The organism is Sporomusa intestinalis (assembly GCF_055383785.1).
The window spans coordinates 1,173,214-1,192,354 of sequence record NZ_AP042390.1 but is presented as its reverse complement, the minus strand read 5'-3'; the positions used below and the strand labels follow the sequence as shown (position 1 = coordinate 1,192,354).

Here is a 19,141-nt window from a genome sequence, read left to right as displayed (position 1 = left end):
CGCTGAGATACTACGTCTATACCCGGGTTTCCGCACACAGTGCGCTGCAGGACCGGAGCTGCCGTCATTCCTGATAGTAACGAATTTTCTGTCTTTTAATTGCATTAATTACCTCCTCTCCCCATAATTTATTTTACACGGTTGCGGCGATGCCGCTATCGTTAGATATACTTATGAATTCTCTGGCATCCGCATCTGATTTCTTTCTGTTTGACACCCGGTTTTGAATACCTGGGCAGCCAGTACTTCTCCGCTTCCATGTTTGGTTGTTTGGTCGTTTGTTTAAATTATTTTTATATTATAATATTATTTAGACAATTTTGTCAACGACAGCAAATTTAACAACTATGCATAGTTACGGCTGGAATAAGGTCTTCCTCCAACCAACTTTATAATATTTCTCCTATTTTTTGGGGGAGGATATTTATTCTCGTATATTTCTTTTTACAGGAAGTCGTATAACGATGCATTTTCGCCGGGGGGAATGACTAAAAATTCCTGGCTCCAATCGCCTTTAACCAATTCCTGAAAATATCGTAGGGACCCTGTCGCTTCAGAGAATTCTACCTGCAAAAATTCTGCAACCTTCCGGCTGTATTTAACCGCCTCGGTACTATCACCTACTGTGTGAATAAATACTAGCCGCTGATAATTTTTATATTCTTCATCAATTACCCACCGGGCAGTTTCTTCGTCGTATTGTTTACAGTACCGATAGAAACTGGCTAGAGGATCTCCTTGTTGTTTAATCCAGCCATTGCTCAGGTAGTAGGTCGCGGGATACTGTTTAAACTCCTTATCATACTGGCTTCTGGAACCAAGCAGCAGACTGATACAATCATGGACCCGGGGAATTACTATTGTTTGTTGCGGAGCCTTAAGCCCGAGCAGACTATTGGAACACAAGCCGTAGCCAAAAAGCAATATTGTGTATTCCGGGGATAGATTAATACTTTTCTGCAGTTCTTCACGCAACTTATCAGGAGTTCTATGCAGCCCATACTCCAAAAACTCATAGTCTACATTCCCAGGCAACACTGCCATGACTTCTTCTTCCAGCGTCCGGCAGGCGAAAATCTTTATATTGTTCATGGTCAACCCTCCCAAATAAAGTTGAATGATCGGCAACCACCAGAAATGCTAGCCCCTTTCTGGTCCGCAGAAAAGACTTCTAACCATAACGCCCTCTTTGCCGCCAGTATATTGCTGCCATTGCTCTGCCGTGTATACAGGTGGATTGTTGATAAAGTTGAAATTTTATGTGACACACGGCACGAGAGGGGGCTGCTCCCCCTCTGGCACTGTGCAAATAGCTTTTATTTTAGCCTTCTCTTCCAACGAATATCCTTTATAACTATCGGTTAACACGCTTTCCAACGCAGCCGGCCTGAGCCAAAGTTAAACCATTGGTCTCCTCAGCCAAGGCTATACAAATAATAAGCCCCGCCAAAGTAATTCCCGGTATAATAAGCATAGTCGGGCCGAGTCCATAAGTTTGCGGCCAGTTAGGCAAAAGATACATACCGGCACACACGTCAATACGACTTATAGCGATCCCTATGCTGCACAGGAAAACGAAATTTACCTGTTTACATATGGGATCCGGCCGAACCCGCCGTACTGTCGTCAGAACCTGCCGCCTGCGCCAGCGTTAAGTCCTTCGTTTCCTCTGCCAGGAATATGCAGATTACCAATCCCACAAAAGTAATACCGGCCATAATGAGCATGGTTGTCCCCAGCCCATAAGTCAGTAACCACTGAGGCAGTAAATACGTACCCACGCATGCCCCGACCCGGCTTATAGCCGTGCCGATGCCTACCGCGGTTGCCCTTATCTCTGTCGGAAATAGTTCATTGGGATACAGCCATTCCAGAATGTTGGGCCCGCCTGAGGCTATCGCATAGATAGCAAAGCCTGCCATAATCACCCAGCTTGAGGAATTCGGGAACAGTCCTAAAATTAACATGCCTGCAGTCATAAACACAAAACTCCAGATAATCATCGGCCGCCGACCTATTTTGTTGATAAACATTAATGCCTGGATTATGCCGAGGACAAAAAACATGCTAATACCTACATCTCCCAGCATAGCTTGTTTGCCCTCAGCCAGATTGAACATTTCCAGGAGTACCGGCCCAAATGTAAAAATGGCAAATAACGGCACTATCTGGCACATCCAAAAACCGCAAACTAAAATATTTCTTTTAAGATACATTGGTTCGATAAGCTTGCTTAAGCGAGTCTCTACTACTCTTTGATCAATAGCGTCAACGTCAACATCAGGCCCATATACTTGCCGCAGCGAAGCCCGGGCTTCATCCACCCGATTCTTGCTTAATAGCCAACGCGGTGATTCCGGCGTACCCCACCGCCCAATGACAAGCAATATAGCGGGAATTGCCGAACTGCCCAGCATCCATTTCCAGCCGCCTGGCGTATCTAATAAAAAATATCCAAATATATTAGCGGCAGCCGCCCCAATATACCATGCCAGCATCAAGAGTCCCAGCATCTGGCCACGGTGCTTCCTCGGAGCAAATTCCGCCAACAGCGTAGTGGCTATCGGATAATCGATCCCTACGGCAATGCCAATTATGAAACGTAGAACAACCAGTTCCATCGGAGTAGTAATAAATATTTGGAGAATTGAGCCGATGGCTAATACAAGCAAATCAATCGTGTACATCACCTTTCGCCCGACGATGTCAGTTAAATACCCCAAAAATCCGCCTACAAACAGTCCAGCAAGCGAAGCGGCTCCAATCATCCCCGCCCAGTGAGCATCAAGCTGAAGGTGGGGATTCAACTGGACAAGCGCCGCACCGATTATGACTAAAATATAGCCATCTAAGAAGGGGCCACCGGCGCAATAAACAGTAAGTCTCTTCAGAAATGGGGTTAACGGACTCTCTTCAATCACAAGATTGGACTTAGACATTACTTCTCACTCCCTTTAATGCTAGTGGGTCGAGTGTTACATCCCTTCAGCCCCGCAAATAGCCTGGCGGGTTTTCTCCATATCCGGTTTGCAGTGAGTCGCTCTTTAAGATTGTGCCCTCCCGGCAAAACATAGTAACGTTTTACCGGGAGGGCATCGATTAGATTATGACCGATCATCAAAAGACTTGCCTCACAGCCGCGACCTTCTACATTTCAGTGGGCTGCTAATGTGTCTGGCCGCGAAACCGCACTGATGTTCTTAATCGTCTTCGCCCGGCATATGTCCGACAGCGTTTTCCACAATATCTCTGATCTTGGCGGCAATATCCCGCGGCAGGGGAGCAGGCTCATGATAATTGATAATATCGCGGACTTTTTCATTGGCTGCCTGGGTCAGGGTTTTCCCGCCTGCACTTTCCCAGATACTGCGGGCGGCGCGATTGACCAGACGCGATGTATAGTTCTCCGCCGCATGCTCTTCCGTATGGTCTGCATCGGCAAAATTGCCGCCCGGGCCAACCCTTTCAATTGTCTCCAGCGCTAACGTGTCCTGATCTACCCGTATGCCGCCGGTTAATCTTCTGGCCATGCCCATAACTTGATCGGCTATCACAACAAGCTCAAGGCTTGACGTTGTCCCGTATTCGCAGTAACCGGTATCATGATTCAGGTTGGGCCCCGCCATATTAGTCATCGCAATGGACAGGGCCGCCTCGATGCCGGCCTGTTCATCGATAATGCAGGCGTCTGTGCAGCCTGCCGTGCCAAACATCGGCAGATTCAGATAATGGGCCATGTCAGCCAGGCTGGCTAAGAGCAGGTGCAGCTCCGGCGCTCCATAGGAGAAAATGGTTGAACCCATATCCAGTACGGTGTATACGCCGCCCATGATATAAGGGGCGCCTTCCCGGGTGCACTGACTCAGAACCATACCGCTCAAGCTTTCGCACAATCCCTGAACCATTACCCCGGCCATCGTCGCCGGCGCCGTGCCTCCCGCCATAATACAAGGGGTAAAAATGGTCGGCAGGCCTTTCTTAGCCCCCAGAACCACCTTTTGGCAGGCTTCTTTGCAGTGCACGCCTGGTGAAATCGGTTCAACATAGAGGCAGATGAACGGGTTCCTTCTCAGCTCCTCCTCGCCGCCGGCCACTATCTCCGCCATCTTAATGACGTCTTCCTGGCCCCATTGGTCATTGCAAACGGTAATGATGGGTTTGTCGGTATGCAAAATCTGCTGCTCAAACTCATGGCGGTCCGATATTAACAGAGGCACATCCTGGACAAGCCCCAGCGACATCGCAAAATCGATATTGGGCAAGGCATCCAGAACCTTGGTTGCCCAGCCTATAGTCTGCCTGTTAGAACGCTGTCTCTCATTTGTGAAGGGGTTGCGGGTAAACGGAGTGCCGGAGCCTGAACCAAAATAAGCATTGTTGCCTTCTACAAACAGTTCCCGGGCTCCCGTCCGGCTATTGCATAGCACAACGTGTTTCTGGCAGCTTCTTAAGCACCGTTCCGTAATGTTGGCCGGAATCCGGACTCTTTTGCCCTCAACCCAGCAGCCTGCTTTTCTTAGAATTTCCAGCGACTCTTTGTCATGAAAATCCGTCCCGGTTCGCCACATGGCTTCTTCTGCAGCCATAAGCAATTCATAGCACTGGGCTTCGGACAATATATTCATCTTCGTACTTGCATTCGCCTTAATGTTAGTTCTGGTTGTCAACTTCAACCGCTCCTTTCAAAACTCATTCCATTCTATCTGCCATCCGCTTTGTCTAGGATTGCCTGGATTTTGCTCAGGACTGCTTCCGGTAATTTCTCCGGCTGATGGGTTTTGATTAGGCTTTGGGTCTTTTCTTTAACCCGCTGTCCCAGGCTTTTCGACCCATTGGCTTCCCATTCAGCGATCCTGGTTCTGTTCATCAGCGTCGGCCACCAGAATTCCGCGCGGAAATATTTTAAGGTATGCTCTTCTCCCAGGTAATGGCCACCCGGCTGTACCGCATCAATTACACCCCGTGCCAACCGCTCTTCGTTGACCTCGACACCCTGCATCATTCTGCGCGTCATCCCCATGACTTCATCGCCCATGACCAGTAATTCCAGTGAACCGGTTAGGCCATACTCCAATTGCCCGCAGCCATGGATCAGACTTGTTCCGCTCAGTCCGGCATGCAGTATCGAAAAGGCTGCTTCCAGTCCCATTTGGGCATCGCTTGTTTTGGCATCGGTCGCACCGGCAAAGCCAAAGCTCGGCACCTTAAGAAAACGCAGGACATTGGCCATGCCGGTTCCCAGCAAACTGATTTCCGGCGCACCGTAAGGCAAGATACCGGTCTCTTGATTTTTAATGGTGAAGAAACCGCCGGCAATCACAGGCGCTCCCTGGCGGACTAATTGGCCCAGCACTAGACCGACTAACGTATCCGCCAAGGCTACGACAATGGCTCCGGCCGGCGTAGCCGGCGCTGTTTCACCGGCAATGAGCCTGGTCGCATAAATATAGGGAATCCCGCTCCGGGCGGCAAATAAAACCTTGGCCAGCGTCTCAGCCGAGTGAACAAGCGTTCCTTCCGTTTCAATCAGCAAAACGGCAAACGGATTCTTTTGAAATTCCCTGAGACTTCCGGCCACGGCAGCGGCGATATCCAGTATTGCCTGGGCTTGCTCTATTCCCCGGACAGATTGGACAATGGGCTTGGCCGTATTGGTTACCAAGGCTTCAAAGGCATGAACTTCCGCCGTGTTTTCTTTGACGTCGGTGGGCAGGCCGTTGCTCATAACAAAATCAATATTCTTTAATCCGTCGCAAACAACACCGGTTTTAACGACATCCGCCTTTACCGGCTTTCTCCGCTCGGCTGTCAGGGGGTCAAGCACATAGGTATTCCCCTGGCCGGGTCCATAGTACGCATTTGTCGTCTCCAATTTTAATGCCCTTTTGCCATTGCGGCCGCATACGGTTACACGGGAAGGCGCGCTTCTTACCGCCCATTCCGCTAAGGCGGAAGGGATTCTGACCCGGTTGCCATCTACCCAGCAGCCTGCTTTTTCAAAGATGGCCCGCGCTTCTTCGTTCAGGATTTCCGCGCCGGTACGTTCCAGCACCTCAAGCGTTGTCATGAAGAGTTCTTCACATTGATCCTCACTCAGCATTTCCCAGACGGTGGTCTGGTTGACCGCATAATTTGCCCGCGTATAACGACTTTTTGTCTTCACTTACTCCTCTCTCCTTTCCAATCCGCTATGTTTATGCCAAGAGCCGATTACACAGATCTACCGCCGAGGCCGCGTCCTGCGCATATCCGTCCGCACCCGCTTCATCCGCAAAATCCTGGGACAGCGGCGCCCCGCCTACGATTACTTTCACTTGCTCTCTGATGCCCTCTTCTTTCAAAAGTTCGATCGTGTCTTTCATATGCAGCATCGTGGTGGTAAGCAAGGCGCACATCCCTAACACATCCGGTTTGTGCACTCTAATCTCCTCGACAAATTTTTCCGGGGAAATATCCATGCCGGCATTGATAACGGTATAACCCCTGCTTTCCAGCATCATTCCCACCAAATTCTTACCGATATCGTGCAGGTCCCCTTTTACCGTTCCCAACAAAACCTTGCCTGCCGACGGCATGTTTTGATCTGCAATCAACGGTTTTACCAGTTCAATGCCGGCCGTCATGGAGCGGGCCGCGACCAGCACTTCCGGCACATACATTTCCCCGTTCTTAAACCGGGCCCCCACCACGCTCATACCCGCGATCAGCCCCTGATTAATGATATCCAACGGGGAAGCTCCTTCATCGAGCAGAGCCTGTGTTATCTTTTTAACTTTGGCGAGATTGCCGCCGATTACGCTTTTCGATAATTCTTCAAAGTTTGCCATTCTTTTGAAACCCCTTTCCAATTCATTTCCAGCTTTCGCTGTAGCTTTTTCTACGAAAACCGGACATGGGATTGCCGATTTTCTTTATGTAAGTGTTTTCTTACTCCAATTAAACTGGCCCGGTAATTGCTGTAGCTAAGGCACCTAAGAAATTAATTTCTTGGCATGGCTGCGTCATTAGGGGGGGATCTTGCCCCTTTCTCATCGTCTTGTTTGATTGGCAGGGCATGGACACGCATGGCTTTGACTACCTCATCCCCACCGCTGCTCTTGGCGAATCCGGCTTTCGACCCGGCCGGCAATTTTAACATTACACAATATTCTGTTATTTTTGCCTCCACGGCTGCTGCCGGGGCGCCCGCCCCGCTGGCAACACGGCGTCTAACCTGATAGTAAGCCTCCCCTCCTCCCGGGTCATATCCGCTTGGTTTGGCTTTTTCCCGACAGGCTTTTGCCAGTTCCGCTCCTCGCATAAGTTCCGCAGGTCTGTAATTACGGCCCAAGGCTGTTAGGCCGCCGCTCAACCTGTTAGCAATAGTACCGGTCTCTAAAATTTGAACCATTTCCGCAAAGATCGCCGTGATTGCCGTTCTAATAAGGTTCTTATCCATTATTTCACCTCCCATTGTACATTTTTCTAAAAATTGGCAATTATTTTTTTTAATTAGATCCATTGCAAGTACTGTGCCAAGTCCAGCGGGGGTATGAATATTGGCCTGTCTTCACACTGCTGATTCCAAGCCTGAAGTTTTCGTCTCATTTTCGGATGAAATTTTTCCGGCCAAGGAGGGAAATCGGTCATTCTAGCTGCTAATCTTGCTATAGATATCACATCTTATTTTAAGACTAATTGGGGAAGTTACTGCTGTTGTGTGGGGCATATTACCGGCGATTGAGCCTAAAAATCAATAACAATTTAACTTTTTTAAGTATCTCATTTTAGGATTGCTAAAATATCTGTTTTCTGACCATAAGAAAACACGGCTTGCGCCAAGTCTCTAAGCGCAAGCCGTGCTGGCCCTAAACCGATTCTTCAGAAAGGGCCTTATATATGCTGTAACACATGACCAGCATAACCAGCATGAAGGGGAAAGCGGCGGCAATGGATGCCGTCTGCAGGGTTTTCAGGGCCGCGGTGCCGCCAACCAAAATCAACATGATAGTGACGGCACCCTGCGCGATACCCCAGAAACCGCGCAGTTTCTTACTGGGGTTCATGTCCCCGCCCGAGGTGAGCATGCCCAGTGCTTTTCCCATTTGAGCGGGCAGGAACATACTAAATGCTACAAACAGTAAGGCTATCGTCGCCGAAACGTATAAAACAGAGCGGTTTTGTGAATCTTGGCTATTGGACATATTTTTTTCCTTCCCCTTCCTAAACATGCAGTACTGAGCGCGAATGGATTGCATCGCTATTGGTCTTCATTTACCTTCTGGGCCGGTTGGCTACAGATTAATGTCCAGCAATTTATTGCCACGCCATTGAATAAACTTTTTCAAATCGCTATAGGAAATAGTAACCGTTTCAGTGTTTATATTAGGATGAACTTGAATATTGCTATATCGCTTTAGGCTTGCGTCGAGCACAACAATGACTGCTTTATTTTCATCGTTTAACAATCCGAAAGGAGAGACCGCCCCTCGCGTTAACCCCAGATATTGTTCAAGCCGCTTTTCAGAAGCAAAACTTAACTGTTTTTCAGCCAAATGTTTCGCCAAAATTTTCAGGTCAGTAGTAGTTGAATGATCGGCAACTACCAGGAAATGCCTATCCCCTTTCTGGTTCCGCAGAAAAAGACATTTACACATAATGCCATCTTTGCCGCCAATATATTGATGCCATTCCTCTATGGTGTACACAGGCGGATGTTGATGAAGCTGGTAGGAAATGTTTAATTCATTCAATACCTGCAACACTTTTTCGTCTTGTTCCATCATCTAACTCCTTTTTATCATCATTGTCAGCGTTAACAAACACTTCCATTTCTCACAAGGCCAGAGGGGGCTGCCCCCTCCAGCGTTGTTCAAATTTATTCAAATAACTCACTTTTGCAGCAATCAATGATTACGAACAGATACAGAAGCTTTTTGGCATCCGGAATAATGAATATCCATACCCCGGCCAGAGACCTGATCCGCCCTGATACCGCCACTTTTCGCAAACGCTGCAGGGTCGAAGCTACTGGCTGGGGCAGCGTTTTCTCTGCCTCAGTTTGAAGCAGGTTGTATCGATGCCCAGCGATTGCATGAATCTTCCATGTCCACAAAAAATTTCTCTTTAATTTCTTCCCTTTCCCACTCCGGCCGTTCTACGGCGGTTATTTCGATAAGTGATTCAATATAAAGATCGTTTTCTATCATTCCGGCCTGCGCATATTTATCCTGATGGGTTACTACCAACTCAACCTCTTTGGCCCCGGCTTTATTTGCAGCCAGCGCAGCCTGCTCTTTGGCTTTGTCCAGCGCATAAGACACTGCCGTTGCCAGGTCATCAAACAACCTGCATTCCCAGGGGGCATGCAACAAATAGGTCCCGTCTTTTTCTCCGGGCTTAATCAATACTTTGACAGTTTCCATGATCTTACCGGTTGCCGCCCCCACAGCATTGGCTACTTCAGCATGCTCCGGCACAATCAAATTGGTATTCAGTTTTTCCGCCATAGCCGGCAACCAGGCCCGGACCGGAGCGCCGATGCCAACAATGGGCATATTGATTTTTAAAAAACAGTTAAATCCCTGATCTTGTTGGGGTGATAAGGCTTTTTGCATGAAATACATGACAGCGGGGATGTGTTTTATCTTGATGTTTTGCTCATCACAGCCGACAAGACTCTGAATACAGGTAAGGCAAAGCTCATTGATTATTTTTTCTGATGCCAGCCGTATAAACTCTTGCGGGCTTTTTTTCATCCGGCTTGCCAGGACTTCTACCCCTATTTCCGCTGCGTCCCGCCGCCATTGCTGATAGATCCCTTTGGCATGCAGGATATCAGTGGGCGTAAGGGATATTCTGCCTAGCACTCCTAAACTGACAAGATGTTGTAAATTCAGCAGGTTAGGATCCAGATTCATCCTTTGGGTTAGGTAATACAGGCTTCTTGGCCCGGTTTGCAGAATTTCCACTACTTGTTTTTCTTGGTCATTCAATGCAAAGGCGGCTTGCTTAAGGAACATATAACAATCTGTTGCTTGCGCAAACATAAGATCGTAGGTCATTGCAAAATTCATTTTCAGTTCATCGACCAAATAAGGATGCTGGTTCGCAACCACGCATAACGGCCATACCCTTTGGGGACCTACCTGAATTTCACCATCCCGGCTAATCTGGATATAGCTGTCGCCCCCTAGACCATAGGTATATATTTGTGCGGCCTGGACCCGTGTGAGCCAGCCACCTACGGTTGCCCCTTCCTGGTTAATTCTAGGCACGCCGTTTTTCAGAATGGCAATATCAGTCGTAGTTCCCCCCATGTCGAGTACCAGGGCATCGGCTGCTTTGGTAAGGAACGTTCCACCTATGATACTGGAAGCCGGTCCCGAGAGAATCGTCTCAATCGGTTTTTCGCGCGCTAACGCTTCGCCCATCATACACCCGTCTCCCTTAACAACCATGATGGGCGCTTCTATCCCTTTTTCGTCAAGCACCTTTTTTACGGATTCGATTAGTTCGGCAATGATTGGAATTAAACGAGCGTTGAGAACTGCCGTAACGGTTCTTTCCTGGAAGCCCAAAGAAGTCGTTAGCTGATGGGCACATACCACTGGAAGATCCAAAATTTCACTTACCATTCTCATTACAGCGATTTCGTGTTCCGGATTCCTTATGCTCAGATAGCCCGAAATAGCTATGGCATCCACTTTACCCTTCAGCCCGTAAATAGCCTGGCGGGTTTTCTCCAGATCCAGTTCTGCATTGGGACGCCCTTTGAGATTGTGTCCTCCCGGCAAAACATAGTAATGCTTTACCGGGAGGGAATCGATTGGGTTACAGCCAATCATTAAAAGACCTACCTCGCAGCCGCGACCTTCTACGATTGCATTGGTTGCTAGTGTGGTTGACAGCGAAACCGCACGGATATTGTTAAAATCTGTAAAATATAAATTGGTAATGCAATTGCGAATGCCAATGGACAGATCTTCACGGGTCGTCAATGCTTTGGCCTTCTTCAATATCTGTTTGCTTTTAAGCTCCACAACTACGCCATCGGTATACGTTCCGCCAGTATCGATTCCCAATACCAGTGACATTTCCGTTCCTCCTTAACGAAAGCAAAAGCAGGCAAGCTCAATTTTTAATCGTCTTCGCCCGGCATATGTCCGACAGCGTTTTCCACAATATCTCTGATCTTGGCGGCAATATCCCGCGGCAGGGGAGCAGGCTCATGATAATTGATAATATCGCGGACTTTTTCATTGGCTGCCTGGGTCAGGGTTTTCCCGCCTGCACTTTCCCAGATACTGCGGGCGGCGCGATTGACCAGACGCGATGTATAGTTCTCCGCCGCATGCTCTTCCGTATGGTCTGCATCGGCAAAATTGCCGCCCGGGCCAACCCTTTCAATTGTCTCCAGCGCTAACGTGTCCTGATCTACCCGTATGCCCCCGGTTACTCTTCTGGCCATGCCCATAACTTCATCGGCTATCACAACAAGGTCGAGGTTTGAAGTCGTCCCGTATTCTGAATAACCGGTATCATGATTCAGGTTGGCCCCTGACATATTGGTCATAGCGATCGACAAAGCCGCCTCGATGCCGGCCTGTTCATCGATAATGCAGGCGTCTGTGCAGCCTGCCGTGCCAAACATCGGGATATTGAGATAATGGGCCACATCAGCCAGGCTGGCTAAGAGCAGGTGCAACTCCGGTGCCCCGTAGGAAAAGATGGTCGTACCCATATCGAGTACGGTGTATACGCCGCCCATGATAAAGGGAGCGCCTTCCCGGGTGCACTGACTCAGAACCATACCGCTCAAGCTTTCGCACAATCCCTGAACCATTACCCCGGCCATCGTCGCCGGCGCCGTGCCTCCCGCCATAATACAAGGGGTATAAATAGTCGGCAGGCCTTTCTTAGCCCCCAAGACCAGCTTTTGCGCGGCTTCATTGCAATGCACGCCCGGTGAAATCGGTTCAGCATAGAGGCAGATGAACGGGTTCCTTCTCAGCTCCTCCTCGCCGCCGGCCACTATCTCCGCCATCTTAATGACGTCTTCCTGGCCCCATTGATCGACACAGACTGTAATGATGGGTTTGTCGGTATGCAAAATCTGCTGCTCAAACTCATGGCGGTCCGAGACCAACAGGGGCACATCCTGGACAATACCCAGCGACATCGCATAATCGATATTGGGCAAGGCATCCAGAACCTTGGTTGCCCAGCCTACCGACTGTCTGGTGGCCCGATGTCTTTCGTTCGTAAAGGGGTTGCGGGTAAACGGAGTGCAGGGGCCTGAACCAAAATAAGCATTGTTGCCTTCTACAAACAGTTCCCGGGCTCCCGTCCGGCTATTGCATAGCACAACGTGTTTCTGGCAGCTTCTTAAGCACCGTTCCGTAATGTTGGCCGGAATCCGGACTCTTTTGCCCTCAACCCAGCAGCCTGCTTTTCTTAGAATTTCCAGCGACTCTTTGTCATGAAAATCCGTCCCGGTTCGCCACATGGCTTCTTCTGCGGCCATAAGCAATTCATAGCACTGGGCTTCGGACAATATATTCATCTTCGTACTTGCATTCGCCTTAATGTTAGTTCTGGTTGTCAACTTCAACCGCTCCTTTCAAAACTCATTCCATTCTATCTGCCATCCGCTTTGTCTAGGATTGCCTGGATTTTGCTCAGGACTGCTTCCGGTAATTTCTCCGGCTGATGGGTTTTGATTAGGCTTTGGGTCTTTTCTTTAACCCGCTGTCCCAGGCTTTTCGACCCATTGGCTTCCCATTCAGCAATCCTGGTTCTGTTCATCAGCGTCGGCCACCAGAATTCCGCGCGGAAATATTTTAAGGTATGCTCTTCTCCCAGGTAATGGCCACCCGGCTGTACCGCATCAATTACACCCCGTGCCAACCGCTCTTCGTTGACCTCGACACCCTGCATCATTCTGCGCGTCATCCCCATGACTTCATCACCCATGACCAGTAATTCCAGTGAACCGGTCAGGCCATACTCCAATTGCCCGCAGCCATGGATCAGACTTGTTCCGCTCAGTCCGGCATGCAGTATCGAAAAGGCTGCTTCCAGTCCCATTTGGGCATCGCTTGTTTTGGCGTCGGTCGCACCGGCAAAGCCAAAGCTCGGCACCTTAAGAAAACGCAGGACATTGGCCATGCCGGTTCCCAGCAAACTGATTTCCGGCGCACCGTAAGGCAAGATACCGGTCTCTTGATTTTTAATGGTGAAGAAACCGCCGGCAATCACAGGCGCTCCCTGGCGGACTAATTGGCCCAGCACTAGACCAACTAACGTATCCGCCAAGGCTACGACAATGGCGCCGGCCGGCGTAGCCGGCGCTGTTTCACCGGCAATGAGCCTGGTCGCATAAATATAGGGAATCCCGCTCCGGGCGGCAAATAAAACCTTGGCCAGCGTCTCAGCCGAGTGAACAAGCGTTCCTTCCGTTTCAATCAGCAAAACGGCAAACGGATTCTTTTGAAATTCCCTGAGACTTCCGGCCACGGCAGCGGCGATATCCAGTATTGCCTGGGCTTGCTCTATTCCCCGGACGGATTGGACAATGGGCTTGGCCGTATTGGTTACCAAGGCTTCAAAGGCATGAACTTCCGCCGTGTTTTCTTTGACGTCGGTGGGCAGGCCGTTACTCATAACAAAATCAATATTCTTTAATCCGTCGCAAACAACACCGGTTTTAACGACATCCGCCTTTACCGGCTTTCTCCGCTCGGCTGTCAGGGGGTCAAGCACATAGGTATTCCCCTGGCCGGGTCCATAGTACGCATTTGTCGTCTCCAATTTTAATGCCCTGTTGCCATTGCGGCTGCATACGGTTACACGGGAAGGCGCGCTTCTTACCGCCCATTCCGCTAAGGCGGAAGGGATTCTGACCCGGTTGCCATCTACCCAGCAGCCTGCTTTTTCAAAGATGGCCCGCGCTTCTTCGTTCAGGATTTCCGCGCCGGTACGTTCCAGCACCTCAAGCGTTGTCATGAAGAGTTCCTCACATTGATCCTCACTCAGCATTTCCCAGACGGTGGTCTGGTTGACCGCATAATTTGCCCGCGTATAACGACTTTTTGTCTTCACTTACTCCTCTCTCCTTTCCAATCCGCTATGTTTATGCCAAGAGCCGATTACACAGATCTACCGCCGAGGCCGCGTCCTGCGCATATCCGTCCGCACCCGCTTCATCCGCAAAATCCTGGGACAGCGGCGCCCCGCCTACGATTACTTTCACTTGCTCTCTGATGCCCTCTTCTTTCAAAAGTTCGATCGTGTCTTTCATATGCAGCATCGTGGTGGTAAGCAAGGCGCACATCCCTAACACATCCGGTTTGTGCACTCTAATCTCCTCGACAAATTTTTCCGGGGAAATATCCATGCCGGCATTGATAACGGTATAACCCCTGCTTTCCAGCATCATTCCCACCAAATTCTTACCGATATCGTGCAGGTCCCCTTTTACCGTTCCCAACAAAACCTTGCCTGCCGACGGCATGTTTTGATCTGCAATCAACGGTTTTACCAGTTCAATGCCGGCCGTCATGGAGCGGGCCGCGACCAGCACTTCCGGCACATACATTTCCCCGTTCTTAAACCGGGCCCCCACCACGCTCATACCCGCGATCAGCCCCTGATTAATGATATCCAACGGGGAAGCTCCTTCATCGAGCAGAGCCTGTGTTATCTTTTTAACTTTGGCGAGATTGCCGCTGATTACGCTTTTCGATAATTCTTCCAAGTTTGCCATTCTTTTGAAACCCCTTTCCAATTCATTTCCAGCTTTCGCTGTAGCTTTTTCTTGAAACCGGACATAAAATGGCCGATTTTCTTATAAGTATTTTCTTACGCAAATTAAACTGGCCCGGTAATTGCTGTAGCTAAGGCACCTAAGAAATCAATTTCTTTTCCATACTGGGAATGCAATAGCCTTCTCCCTTTTTTCGCCTGGCATGGCAGCGTCATTAGGGGGGGGATCTTGCCCCTTTCTCATCGTCTTGTTTGATTGGCAAGGCATGGACACGCAGGGCTTTGACTACCTCATCCCCACCGGCTTTCCTGGCAGTGGCGAATTCAGCTTTCGACCCGGCCGGCAATTTTAACATTACACAATATTCTGTTATTTTTGCCTCCACGGCTGCTGCCGGGGCGCCCGCCCCGCTGGCAACACGGCGTCTAACCTGATAGTTTTTACCCATTATTTCACCTGCCACTTTATGATTTTAAACAGCAATAGCATTACTCTTTTAAATTAGCTTCATTGCAAGTATTGTGCCAAGTCCAGCGGGGGTATGGATCTTGGCCTGTATGTGAACTTATGTTTTACAGCCTGAAGTTTTCGTCTCATTTTCAGACGGAACTTTTCACGGCAGGGAGGGAAATAGGTTATTCCGGCCTGCTGATATTGATAGATATCACGTCTTATTTTGAGACTAATTTTGGAAGTTACTGCTTTTGTGGAGTGTCTTAGTCCACGATTCAGTATAGAAATCAAGAACATATTCGCCTTTTTTAAGTATAAATAAATATCTCATTTTAGGACATTTGTTAAAAATACTTGCCCGCGCAGCGTTTCTGACTATAGGATTCTTTAATTGTCTCCGAGCTTGCCGCCCCGAAACGCACTTAAATAATTAGCACAATAGCTATCGCGTCCGGCAATAGTCTCAGCGGCTATTATATTAGCCATCATCTGCCTGTCTAAAGGATTTATGATTAAGCCGTCCAAGCCTCGATCAATCGCCATTACGGCAAACGACTGGTTCAAGAGCTTCCGGACCGGTAAACCATAAGAGATATTCGACAAACCGCATATCGTATGAACCCCTTTATAGGTCGCCATAATTTTCTCAACCGCTGCTAAAAACTCAATACCAAAATCATCTTTCGTAGACACTGGCTGTACCAGCGGATCAACATAAATATTGCCAATAGGGATATTATTCTGTACTAAACCATTGATAAGCTTATCTGCTACGGCGAGCCTGGCATCTGAGGATTCAGGCATCCCTTCATCACTCATGCACAAAGCTACTACCTTGTGTTCTGTACCGGCAAGCAAAGGTAGGATGCCTTCGTAGCGTTCTTTCTCTAAAGAGATGGAGTTTATCATGGCGACTCCGCGGTGCACAGCCAGCGCTTGTTCAATAGCTTTTGGATCCGGACTGTCGATACAGCAGGGAGCACCGGCAGCCTCTTGGACAACTTCCACAAGCCATTTTAAGTACTCGCCTTCTTTATGGACGAAAATTCCGGCATTGACATCAATATAATTGGCACCCGCCTCAAATTGATCTGCAGCCACTTTTTGAATCACTACCGCGTCTTGTTCTCCAATTGCAGCCCGTATAGGCTTACGACTTGCATTAATTAATTCTCCGACTATAAACATTCTCAATCACTCCTTTATAAAATTGACCTATCTTAACGAAATGCAAGAATTATGCCAATTGCTGTCCCCGTATTTACTAAAAAGCCTTCCGGCTGGGTCATTTAGGCTAAAAAAACGTATTGACAACTATTCCCAGATATGTTATCGTAAAATTACAAATTAAATATTCGAGTTAGGTGCCCTACGGGGCTTAATAGGGAAGTCCGGTTAAAAGCCGGCGCGGTCCCGCCACTGTAACGGGGAGCGAGCTTAAGACATACCACTGGGCTGAAGAGTCCGGGAAGGGTTAAGCAAGCTATAATCCGGAGCCAGGAGAACTGCCTAGCTGACAATCACCGTTTTGTTACCCACGAGGCATGGGGAGGGGATTACAGCAGGCGCTTGTTAAGCGCATTGGCTAATTCACTCCTGGCATTAAACCAGGAGTTTATATTTAGTTTGCTGTTTATTACTTCCAGCCTTAACGGTTGGAAGTTTTTAATTTGCTCTTTTTCTTTATTAAAAAAATAAGAACCTACCTCCAATCGGTAAGTTCATTTATTCATTATTTGTAATTGGTGCATGAATCATAGACTCATTTTATTGCTCTGCATTTATACCTATCTCTTTTATGCCCAACTCTTTAATTTTTCGATAAAGAGTCGAACGACTCATCCCCAAGGATTTCGCTATATTTTCTTTGGCATGGTTACTTGTACCAAATCTTTTTAGCGCCTCTACTATAGCATTTTTCTCTAAATCCGCAATTGATTGCACACGCTCCAGGGGGTGGGACGATTGCAACGCCAAAATATGCTTGATAATTCGATCCGGCAGATAGCTGGCATCTATAAATGAATCAGGGCAAACGTTAGCGGAGTACTCAACGGCATTCTCCAACTCCCGCACATTCCCCGGCCAAGGGTATGCAAACAATTTTGCCAGAGCATCCCGTTTATAGCCTTTGATATTTTTTCCCAGAATCAAATTGTACTTTTCTATAAAACAGTGAATGAGCAGTTCCAAGTCTTCCATTCTTTCCCGCAGCGGGGGGATGTGGAAAGGAATAACACTCAAGCGATAATACAAATCGCTGCGGAACTGGTTAGCCTTTATCATTTCTTCCAAATTCTTATTGGTGGCAGCGATAATTCGAACATCTGTATTTAGCGGTTTAGTCCCGCCTACGCGTTCAATCATGCGCTCTTGCAATACCCTTAATAGTTTGACTTGTAAGTGCAAAGGGATATCGCCGATCTCGTCAAGGAATATTGTCCCGCCATTGGCTAATTCAAATTTTCCTGGTTTGCCAGTACGGCGCGCCCCGGTGAATGCGCCTTCTTCATAACCGAACAACTCGCTCTCAAGCAGGTTTTCAGGAATAGCTCCGCAATTTACGGCAATAAAAGAGGCGGTTTTCCGTAAACTTTCATGATGAATCGCATGGGCAAAAAGCTCCTTGCCTGTGCCGCTTTCACCGGTGATAAGAACCGTTGAATCCGTTGCCGCCACCCTGCACATTTTCTTTTTAATATTGGCGATTGCCTCGCTTTGACCAAGGATACCGTCAAAAGTATACTTGCGTTCTTCCCGGATAAAACGTCCAGCCAGCTTACGCATTTCCCCGATCGAACGAATAGAAAGAACCAAGCCGTTAATATCTTCTCCATACTTCACTTCTGTGATGGTACTCATGAAATGCAATGTTTGCTGACCATATTTATAAAATATATCTTGCTCTATATATGGTTTAGTCATTTTTAGGAGTCTCGCCATAGAAATTCCTGAGAAGACTGCTTCCAGCATGCGGCCATTGAGCAGATCAGCCGGTACCATCAGAAGATCGGTGGCCGATCGATTAACATGAGTAATTTTTCCCTGATAATCTACCGCCACAATTCCTTCACGTACAGAATTAATCAAGGTGTTGAATTGTGCAGCCAGCCTCTTTGACTGCTTATACAGTGCCCTTTCATTAAGTTTACCGGAAATCAATTCGACTAAGTGCTGTAGAAACACTTCAAGCTTAGCGACGTCCTTTAACATATTCTCCTTTTGTGTTTCATTGAAGGCATATAATGAGATTGAGCCTATCAATTTATCTTCCAGTTTGATCGGATATAGCAAACCCGCCGCTACCTTGCAGTTGGCTCTAAGATTACAATTTTGACAGAGTTTGCCGTTTGGCGGATCGAATACTAAAAAACTCTTCTGTTTGCAGCGCAATTGATAATTTATTGATCCTGAACCATAAACAATCCCAATTTGATCTTTATATTTTCCAGTCCCCGCTAAGACCTCCAGGTACTCACCTACAATAGCAACCTCGTAGTCAAGTACGGCTGCAAATGCATCTGCTACCCGTTGGATATAATCCTGAATTGACTTCAGGTTAACTATGTGTTGGCCATCCCTGTTCAAAATATTACCTCCTTTTATTCTTGGAGATTCATATTAATAGACATAGCCTTATTACTAAGTAGATAGCGTGAAAAATACAAGAATTACTACAGCGTTATATCGTTACATTTTGCAAAAATTTTTCAACCAACAAACCAAGAACATTTTTATTCTAATATATTGGAATTTTCAATATATTTTAAGTTTTTCCTGTCTGGCGCAAGCCAATTTGTAACATAATTTCGCAAGTAGGTAAAGCCTCCGGATATAAGATAAGTTAATTTATGGATATTTTTCTGTGTTTATTGTATATGCTACCAGTTTTTCCGCATAATGTAAAGAAAGCACAGCGGCGCGCCGGACCGTTTGGTGAAA

General features: G+C 47.9%; 15 protein-coding genes and 1 riboswitch. All 15 genes read right to left on the bottom strand.

Annotation, left to right across the window (positions count from 1 at the left end; genetic code table 11):
- Window positions 1–444 precede the first annotated feature (444 nt).
- The 15 genes from ACZ481_RS05400 to ACZ481_RS05330 all read right to left on the bottom strand — a co-directional run bounded on the left by ACZ481_RS05400 (window position 445) and on the right by ACZ481_RS05330 (window position 18,787).
- Window positions 445–1,128 (bottom strand): DUF1638 domain-containing protein, encoded by a 684-nt coding sequence (locus tag ACZ481_RS05400; protein WP_464769140.1) that lies wholly within the window; start codon window positions 1,126–1,128, stop codon window positions 445–447.
- A 461-nt stretch (window positions 1,129–1,589) separates the two neighbouring features.
- Window positions 1,590–2,939 carry an MFS transporter gene (locus ACZ481_RS05395; RefSeq protein WP_464769139.1) on the bottom strand — a complete coding sequence of 450 codons (1,350 nt, stop codon included), beginning with the start codon at window positions 2,937–2,939 and terminating at the stop codon, window positions 1,590–1,592.
- A gap of 261 nt (window positions 2,940–3,200) precedes the next feature.
- Window positions 3,201–4,667 carry a trimethylamine methyltransferase family protein gene (locus tag ACZ481_RS05390; protein WP_464769138.1) on the bottom strand — a complete coding sequence of 489 codons (1,467 nt, stop codon included), beginning with the start codon at window positions 4,665–4,667 and terminating at the stop codon, window positions 3,201–3,203.
- 32 nt (window positions 4,668–4,699) lie between these two features.
- Window positions 4,700–6,163 (bottom strand): trimethylamine methyltransferase family protein, encoded by a 1,464-nt coding sequence (locus tag ACZ481_RS05385; protein ID WP_464769137.1) that lies wholly within the window; start codon window positions 6,161–6,163, stop codon window positions 4,700–4,702.
- A 31-nt stretch (window positions 6,164–6,194) separates the two neighbouring features.
- Window positions 6,195–6,827, bottom strand: a complete 633-nt coding sequence (locus ACZ481_RS05380) for a cobalamin B12-binding domain-containing protein (protein ID WP_464769136.1) — start codon at window positions 6,825–6,827, stop codon at window positions 6,195–6,197.
- 152 nt (window positions 6,828–6,979) lie between these two features.
- The gene (locus ACZ481_RS05375; protein ID WP_464769135.1) at window positions 6,980–7,438 is read right to left on the bottom strand and encodes a hypothetical protein; all 459 of its coding nucleotides are present in this window, start codon (window positions 7,436–7,438) and stop codon (window positions 6,980–6,982) included.
- A gap of 409 nt (window positions 7,439–7,847) precedes the next feature.
- On the bottom strand, window positions 7,848–8,084 hold the full coding sequence (locus tag ACZ481_RS05370) for a BCCT family transporter (protein ID WP_464769134.1): 237 nt from the start codon (window positions 8,082–8,084) through the stop codon (window positions 7,848–7,850).
- 189 nt (window positions 8,085–8,273) lie between these two features.
- Window positions 8,274–8,765, bottom strand: coding sequence for a prolyl-tRNA synthetase associated domain-containing protein (locus ACZ481_RS05365; RefSeq protein WP_464769133.1), 492 nt, complete (start codon window positions 8,763–8,765; stop codon window positions 8,274–8,276).
- 270 nt (window positions 8,766–9,035) lie between these two features.
- Window positions 9,036–11,075 (bottom strand): hydantoinase/oxoprolinase family protein, encoded by a 2,040-nt coding sequence (locus ACZ481_RS05360; protein WP_464769132.1) that lies wholly within the window; start codon window positions 11,073–11,075, stop codon window positions 9,036–9,038.
- 44 nt (window positions 11,076–11,119) lie between these two features.
- Window positions 11,120–12,586: a trimethylamine methyltransferase family protein gene (locus ACZ481_RS05355; RefSeq protein WP_464769131.1), complete on the bottom strand. Its 1,467-nt coding sequence runs from the start codon at window positions 12,584–12,586 to the stop codon at window positions 11,120–11,122.
- 32 nt (window positions 12,587–12,618) lie between these two features.
- On the bottom strand, window positions 12,619–14,082 hold the full coding sequence (locus ACZ481_RS05350) for a trimethylamine methyltransferase family protein (RefSeq protein ID WP_464769130.1): 1,464 nt from the start codon (window positions 14,080–14,082) through the stop codon (window positions 12,619–12,621).
- A 31-nt stretch (window positions 14,083–14,113) separates the two neighbouring features.
- The gene (locus ACZ481_RS05345) at window positions 14,114–14,746 is read right to left on the bottom strand and encodes a cobalamin B12-binding domain-containing protein (protein WP_464769129.1); all 633 of its coding nucleotides are present in this window, start codon (window positions 14,744–14,746) and stop codon (window positions 14,114–14,116) included.
- 214 nt (window positions 14,747–14,960) lie between these two features.
- Window positions 14,961–15,194: a hypothetical protein gene (locus ACZ481_RS05340; protein ID WP_464769128.1), complete on the bottom strand. Its 234-nt coding sequence runs from the start codon at window positions 15,192–15,194 to the stop codon at window positions 14,961–14,963.
- Between the two features lie 392 nt (window positions 15,195–15,586).
- A complete protein-coding gene (locus tag ACZ481_RS05335; protein WP_464769127.1) occupies window positions 15,587–16,387 on the bottom strand; it encodes a methyltetrahydrofolate cobalamin methyltransferase in 801 nt (266 codons plus the stop codon).
- 157 nt (window positions 16,388–16,544) lie between these two features.
- Window positions 16,545–16,726, top strand: a riboswitch (cobalamin riboswitch).
- 240 nt (window positions 16,727–16,966) lie between these two features.
- Window positions 16,967–18,787, bottom strand: coding sequence for a sigma-54 interaction domain-containing protein (locus ACZ481_RS05330; protein ID WP_464769126.1), 1,821 nt, complete (start codon window positions 18,785–18,787; stop codon window positions 16,967–16,969).
- Window positions 18,788–19,141: the final 354 nt, after the last annotated feature.

Excerpts from the sequence above, each read along its gene's own strand:
- ACZ481_RS05375 (WP_464769135.1), bottom strand. The coding sequence starts at position 7,438 with ATGGATAAGAACCTTATTAGAACGGCAATCACGGCGATCTTTGCGGAA.
- ACZ481_RS05370 (WP_464769134.1), bottom strand. The coding sequence starts at position 8,084 with ATGGGAAAAGCACTGGGCATGCTCACCTCGGGCGGGGACATGAACCCC.
- ACZ481_RS05340 (WP_464769128.1), bottom strand. The coding sequence starts at position 15,194 with ATGGGTAAAAACTATCAGGTTAGACGCCGTGTTGCCAGCGGGGCGGGC.
- ACZ481_RS05360 (WP_464769132.1), bottom strand. The coding sequence starts at position 11,075 with ATGTCACTGGTATTGGGAATCGATACTGGCGGAACGTATACCGATGGC.
- ACZ481_RS05345 (WP_464769129.1), bottom strand. The coding sequence starts at position 14,746 with ATGGCAAACTTGGAAGAATTATCGAAAAGCGTAATCAGCGGCAATCTC.
- ACZ481_RS05395 (WP_464769139.1), bottom strand. The coding sequence starts at position 2,939 with ATGTCTAAGTCCAATCTTGTGATTGAAGAGAGTCCGTTAACCCCATTT.
- ACZ481_RS05335 (WP_464769127.1), bottom strand. The coding sequence starts at position 16,387 with ATGTTTATAGTCGGAGAATTAATTAATGCAAGTCGTAAGCCTATACGG.
- ACZ481_RS05380 (WP_464769136.1), bottom strand. The coding sequence starts at position 6,827 with ATGGCAAACTTTGAAGAATTATCGAAAAGCGTAATCGGCGGCAATCTC.
- ACZ481_RS05365 (WP_464769133.1), bottom strand. The coding sequence starts at position 8,765 with ATGATGGAACAAGACGAAAAAGTGTTGCAGGTATTGAATGAATTAAAC.